This is a genomic window from Bradyrhizobium liaoningense (assembly GCF_018130955.1).
Classification (GTDB): Bacteria; Pseudomonadota; Alphaproteobacteria; order Rhizobiales; family Xanthobacteraceae; genus Bradyrhizobium; species Bradyrhizobium liaoningense_C.
Map to the genome: position 1 here is coordinate 23,021 of NZ_JAFCJM010000080.1, position 6,000 is coordinate 29,020.

Genomic DNA, 6,000 nt, shown 5'->3' on the forward strand with positions numbered 1-6,000 from the left:
GTTCGCCGGGGCCTTTTTGCTTAAGAGCCACTCTCAGTGGCCGTCCTGCCTTCAGGAGGCGTCGCATGCTCTACACCCCTCCCCCCGTCGATCCCAAGGCGCCGCCGGTGCGCATCAATCTTCTGTCGGACACGCAGACGCGGCCGACGGCTGCAATGCGCGAGGCGATGGCGCGCGCCGAGGTCGGCGACGAGCAGGTCGGCGACGATCCGAGTGTGAACGCGCTCTGCGCGCGCGTGGCCGATCTGCTCGGCAAGGAAGCCGCGGTGTTCATGCCCTCGGGCACGATGTGCAACGTCACGGCGACGCTGGTGCACTGCCGGCCCGGCGACGAGATTTTGGCGCACGAGACCGCCCACATCATCGCCCGCGAAGGCGGCGCGCATGCAGCCCTCGGCGGCTTCCAGGTGACGCAGCTTCCCGGCGCCGACGGCCAGTTCACGCCGGAGACCTTTCGCAAGGCGCTGCATCCGCGCTCGCGCTACCAGCCGACGCAGAGGGTCGTCAGCGTCGAGCAGACTGCCAATATCGGCGGCGGCACGATCTGGAAGAAGGCCGCACTCGACGAGATCGTCGCGATCGCGAAGACGCACGGTCTCATCACGCACATGGACGGCGCGCGGCTCCTCAACGCCACCGTCGCCTCCGGCATCTCTCCGCGCGACATGACTGCGGGCTGGGATTCGGCCTGGATCGATTTTTCGAAGGGCCTCGGCGCCCCCATCGGCGGCGTGCTGGCGGGCAGCCGCGAGTTCATCGATGCGGTCTGGCAGTGGAAGCAGCGGCTGGGCGGCTCGATGCGGCAGGCCGGCATCTGCGCCGCCGCCTGCATCTACGCGCTCGATCATCACGTCGACCGCCTCGCCGACGACCACGCCAACGCGCGCACGCTGGCGCGCGGGCTGTCGCAGATCGCGGGCATCGAGGTGCAGGAGCCCGAAACCAATCTCGTATTCTTCAAGCCCGACGGCGCCGGCGTCCCCGGCGACAAGATGGTCGCCGCCTTGCGCCAGCGCGGCGTGATGCTCGCGATGATGGACGGTCGCATCCGCGCCTGCACCCATCTCGACGTCACGGCGGCGATGATCGACGAAGCGGTCGGACACGTCAGAGAGATCGTGCGCGGCGCCTGATTAGGACGCGGACTCATTAGCGCGCAGCCATAGCCTGATCGATGCGAATTGAACGAAGGCAAGGTAGTTGGCGGCGAACTTGTCATAGCGCGTCGCAACCCGGCGCCTGTGCTTGATCTTGTTGAAGAAGCGCTCGACCAAGTTCCGAGCGCGGCAGAGACACGGGCTGAAGCAGGTGGGCCCGGCCAAGGAGCGCTTTGGTCGCGATGCGCCCGAAAGCGGACGCGTTATGCTCACTTAGAGTTTGTCGTTCGTGACCCCATAGCGGTCATCAGCACTGCAGTAGTAGGGCTCCGCTAACGAGGAGGTGGCTGCGTAGCCGGCTTCCAGTCGCGTGCGAGCTTCTGCGCGTCGGTTATCTGAGCTGGGGTCATCCTCCGTTCGGTCATTTCTAGAAACTTGACCGCTCTTTGCTCACCCTGTGCCGCCGCTAGACTGAACCACATGTGGGCACGAACATAGTCCTGCGGCACGCCGTCGCCTTTGGCGTACATAACCCCGAGATGGATCCTGGCGGAGGGATGGCCTTGTTCCGCAGCTTTCTGAAACCATAACGACGCCTCGGCATAGTCCCGCGCTACGCCTTGCCCTGTTGCGTATTGGCCTCCGAGCAAAAACTGGGCAACAGGGTCGCCCTGGTCGGCAGCCTTTCGAAACCATACTACTGCCTCGGCATCATTTTCAGGTACGCCTCGGCCGTCGCGATACAAAGTCCCAAGATTGGATTGCGCGAGGGCGTAACCTTGCTCGGCAGCTTTTCGGAACCAGATCGCCGCCGCCGTGTAGTCCTGCTGCACGCCCCGGCCAATCAAATACATTAGCGCGAGATTATACTGGGCTGCTGCATCGCCATCATTTGCCAGCGGGCGAATAAGTCGCAGGGCCTTTGCATAGTCGCCTCTGGCATGCGCATCAACCGCATCCTCGACCGTGCCAGCGGCCACAGGTGCGGCAAAGGCAGACACCAGAACGATGGCGGCGATCGCTGCATTGATTTTCTGAGACATGGCGTGCCCCTTGTCTTGAGCGCTTCTGCCAGCTTTAGTCCGGCAGGGCTAGAGCACGGCCGAACCATTCCAATATCGGACGTCGGTCCCCAAGTTTAGCGCGAGCGCATCGATAAAGCGCTGCGATCACTTGGACAAAGGCGGAATGTCTCTTCGTGGCCCAAATGCGAGTGCCGAGTGCATCGAGCAATGTCCGATGAAAAGGGCCAAGTGGGCGGACAGCTCTCACCTCTCCGGGAACAGCAGCGAGAGCTCGGCTCGCAACTGCCAATTTGGCGCGCCGGTCGGACGAACGACGTTGTAGTAGGCGGATATATATGCACTCACTGGCTGGTCGCCGAGCTTGAAGATCCGGCCGACGCCGCCACCAACCGGTACGGTCCACTGCTGCCCCGGTGCTGCCAGCCAGTTCGCTGTGATAACTGGTGAACTTGTCAGGAACCACCCATGTGCCATGTTGTAGTTGACAAATGGCTGCGCGAGAAACTGGTTCACGCTCTGCCGCAACGGGTCCCCGCCAACCGACCACTGATTGTTCACCAATACGCCGATCACCCAATGTGCCGGCGTTACCAAAAAGACGGCCGTAGGACCGAGCAGCGTTTTTCCTTGGCCAAGAATAGGATCGGTGGCGGACGGAACCGTAAAGACGGGACCGAGGCCCCAGATTAGAGAGCCTGGATGCGTGGGGGTGAAAAAGAACTGCTGAGTAATGTCGCCAATGCCATTGGTGTTGTTGTTAAAGAACGGACTAGTTTGACTGATCACCGGGATGATGGTGCGAGAGATCAGGTTCCAGTCCGCGTTGAGCCGCAAGGGAACGACTGGCTGAATGTTGAGCACTTCCTGGGTGCGGTTGAACGGCCCGGCGTTGAAATTCGTATTGCTTTGGAAAGGAACGCTGACGAGATCAGCGATCGGGTTCTGTGATTTCTGGGCGAGGTTTTCGTCTTCGGAAGGCTCGGCAGAATGCCCGGCTTTTGCCGGCGCAGCCGTATCGGCGCGTCCGCTTTCGAATTTGTAGTTGGCACCGAACTTGACCATTTGAAGGTCGCGGTTCAGTTGGACGGGTGGGGCCGTGGGCGAAGCCCAGCTTCCCAACCCAATGTAATCGTATTCGAGTTTAAGCGTCCAATGCGGTTTGAAGCCGTACTCGACACCCACTCCAGCTAGCCAGCCAGAGCTGTTGTTGGACCCCTGCCAGGTAACGCCGGGGAAGTTCAATGCGGCATTGCTTTGCACCCAGCCGCCGCCAAGCTTGGCGTAGAGGAGCCAATTATCCTCCACGAGGCCGATGCGGCCTGCGATCGTTCCAATCCAGTTCTGCCTCACGGTGCCGAGTGTGGGTGTCGGAAGTGGGGGATGACCAAAAGTCGCTCCGTCGAAATCACCTTCCACGCCAAACAAAAGATGGCCGGCCTGGAAATTGTAGCCCGCCTGAACGCCACCAATGAATTCGGTGATGCCGCCATACAGATTGTTGCCTGGAATATTCAGGCTGCCGTTGGTCCACGCGCCGCCGAAATTTGCGCCAAGGTAGAATCCTGACCAATTGTAGGGCGGCGGGGGAGCGGGCGGAGCCTTTACCGGCAAATCCGCCGCACGCGCGGTGACGCTCACGCAGATTGCTAGGAGAGCAGCGCTTGCAAGAGACGACTTCATCCAGAGCATCACTGATCCTACTTCGCAAAAATGCGCCTTGAGGCCGTCGACGGCGTTGCCGCCGCGGGCTGAAGATTGAACGTCAGCCAGAGGTTCCAGCCCGCCGGCCGATTTTCATTGGCAAATTCGCCGTAGGCCTTCAGGTTTAGGTACCCCTGCAGTTTGTCTCCCAGCGGGAAGATGTAGCCGAACTGCGGGCCGACGCCGACCACCCGCGACCGGAAGCAACCGACGCGATCGCCGGAGCCGCTATCGCAGCCGATCTCCTGGTAGAGGTAACCCACGAGGCCGACCTGAACCTGCTTGGTCAGGAATTGCGACACACCCCAGTCGAGGTGCATGTCAACGCCACTCTGATATTGAGTGGCAGGATTTATGAAGTTGTATGTGAATCCGAGCACCGCCGAAGCTTCATGCCCGGTCTTCGGGTCGAAATAGGTGTAGCCGCCGCCGGCGTCGATCGCCCAGTGCCCGATCCCTATGTTGGCAAGGCGGGTTGACTCGTAGGCCCCGACCGGGATGTCCCCGGTGATGTAGGTCATGTAGTTGTGAACACCGGCATTCCAGCGCAGCGCGAACTGCGGATACAGATCACCGAATCCCGTGATTGAGCTGTCGATGCTGTCGAAGCGCGGCGGGAACGGGAACGTGCCGCCCGGTGTCGTCACTGTTCCCGTGAGCAATCCCGCCAACGATGTGCTGTTGGAGCCGTAGGCTGCAAGAAAGCCGGCAGAGGCCTGAGCGCCGAACACCGGTGTTTCGAAGGCGTAGTTTGCGATCAAGAAGCCGATATTCAGATTGGCACGGACGTTGGCGTCCAAGTTGGCCGATAGATTTGCGGGAATGCGACCGATATGGATCTCGCGAGCGCGCGCGACGTCGCCACCGGCGGAAACCGAGTCATGCCAATAAATGGTGGTCAGCGACCACCCCGGCGCCTGCTGGGGCACGGCCGCCAGGCTGCCATAGAGGCCGGGCACCCAAAAGCTGACGCCGCCTTCATCGGCACGAGCGATTTGAGCTGGAAGCGCAAGTAGGGCGATAACCGCTCCAACGCACAAATGCCGGCGCAAGAAACTGGGCCGTAAGCCCGATCCGAGGCACCACATCCGGCAATCCCCCTATCTTTGCGCGTCCAAAATCCGGTATCGAGAAACACGGAATACAAACAACGCACTTTCACCCAATGTATGGCAAAATCGGCAAGCAGACGGTCCCACGGCCGAATATGAATGAGTGTGACCGAAAGAGCACACGCCATGGCGATATCAGTTTCGCTTTCAACGTTTGCTCACGCGTCACCGTCGCTCACCTGCGGGGACGTCAGCCTACGACAGGTGAAGCGATGAATGCGCTTCCGGTGCAATGTCTTCGGCGGACCATGACCTCACCCAAAGGCTTGTGCAGCGATGTAATTCGAAAAACTCGGAGCGGCTGCAGTTTAAGCGTTCGTAAAGTCACCATTTCAGGCGCTCGATACTGATAACCAAAGTGATCCCTAGCTCGTTATTTCCCCTTGGGGCAATAGTGCATGCTCCCAACCGCTTGCTACAGTTGCGCCCCAGATCACCGTGTCAGTTACGTTCTCTCCTGGCCTCGCCATTGCTGACTTCAGCGAGGCTGCAAGGCTCGCCCCCAAGGACGCCATCATCTACAGCAACCGTGGCGCTGCTCGCCATCATCGGCCAAGCGCAACAGGCACTTGCCGATTGCAACGAGTCGCTGCGGCTGCTGGCCGAACGATGCCGATGCTCTCTCGACAGTCGTGGCTTTGCTCACCTAAAGCGCGGCCAATTCGACAGCGCCATAATCGATTACGACTCCGCTCTGAAGCACCATTGGTTGACGGCGAGCTCGCTCTACGGGCGGGGCGTCGCCAAGCTCAGGAACGGCGATAGCACAGGCGGCGTCTCCGACATCGCTGCGGCGAAGGCGATCCAGGACGCCATCATCTACAGCAACCGTGGCGCTGCTCGCCATCATCGGCCAAGCGCAACAGGCACTTGCCGATTGCAACGAGTCGCTGCGGCTGCTGGCCGAACGATGCCGATGCTCTCTCGACAGTCGTGGCTTTGCTCACCTAAAGCGCGGCCAATTCGACAGCGCCATAATCGATTACGACTCCGCTCTGAAGCACCATTGGTTGACGGCGAGCTCGCTCTACGGGCGGGGCGTCGCCAAGCTCAGGAACGGCGATA

Annotated in this window: 4 protein-coding genes and 2 pseudogenes; 2 read left to right on the forward strand and 4 right to left on the reverse strand. The window is 60.8% G+C overall.

Annotated elements, in window-relative coordinates:
• The first annotated feature begins 65 nt into the window (after positions 1-65).
• Positions 66-1,133 carry a low specificity L-threonine aldolase gene (locus JQ632_RS35255; protein WP_212407323.1) on the forward strand — a complete coding sequence of 356 codons (1,068 nt, stop codon included), beginning with the start codon at positions 66-68 and terminating at the stop codon, positions 1,131-1,133.
• Here JQ632_RS35255 and JQ632_RS35260 read toward each other — a convergent pair.
• The 4 genes and pseudogenes from JQ632_RS35260 to JQ632_RS35275 all read right to left on the reverse strand — a co-directional run.
• Positions 1,134-1,292 (reverse strand): annotated as a pseudogene (locus JQ632_RS35260) (IS5/IS1182 family transposase); the annotation flags it as partial.
• Positions 1,293-1,429: 137 nt separating this feature from the next.
• Positions 1,430-2,140, reverse strand: coding sequence for a tetratricopeptide repeat protein (locus JQ632_RS35265; RefSeq protein WP_212407324.1), 711 nt, complete (start codon positions 2,138-2,140; stop codon positions 1,430-1,432).
• Positions 2,141-2,365: 225 nt separating this feature from the next.
• On the reverse strand, positions 2,366-3,811 hold the full coding sequence (locus JQ632_RS35270; protein WP_249152764.1) for an outer membrane protein: 1,446 nt from the start codon (positions 3,809-3,811) through the stop codon (positions 2,366-2,368).
• Positions 3,812-3,819: 8 nt separating this feature from the next.
• Positions 3,820-4,911, reverse strand: coding sequence for a transporter (locus JQ632_RS35275; RefSeq protein ID WP_212407325.1), 1,092 nt, complete (start codon positions 4,909-4,911; stop codon positions 3,820-3,822).
• Positions 4,912-5,765: 854 nt separating this feature from the next.
• Here JQ632_RS35275 and JQ632_RS35280 point away from each other — a divergent pair.
• A pseudogene (locus JQ632_RS35280) lies at positions 5,766-6,000 on the forward strand (hypothetical protein); the annotation flags it as partial.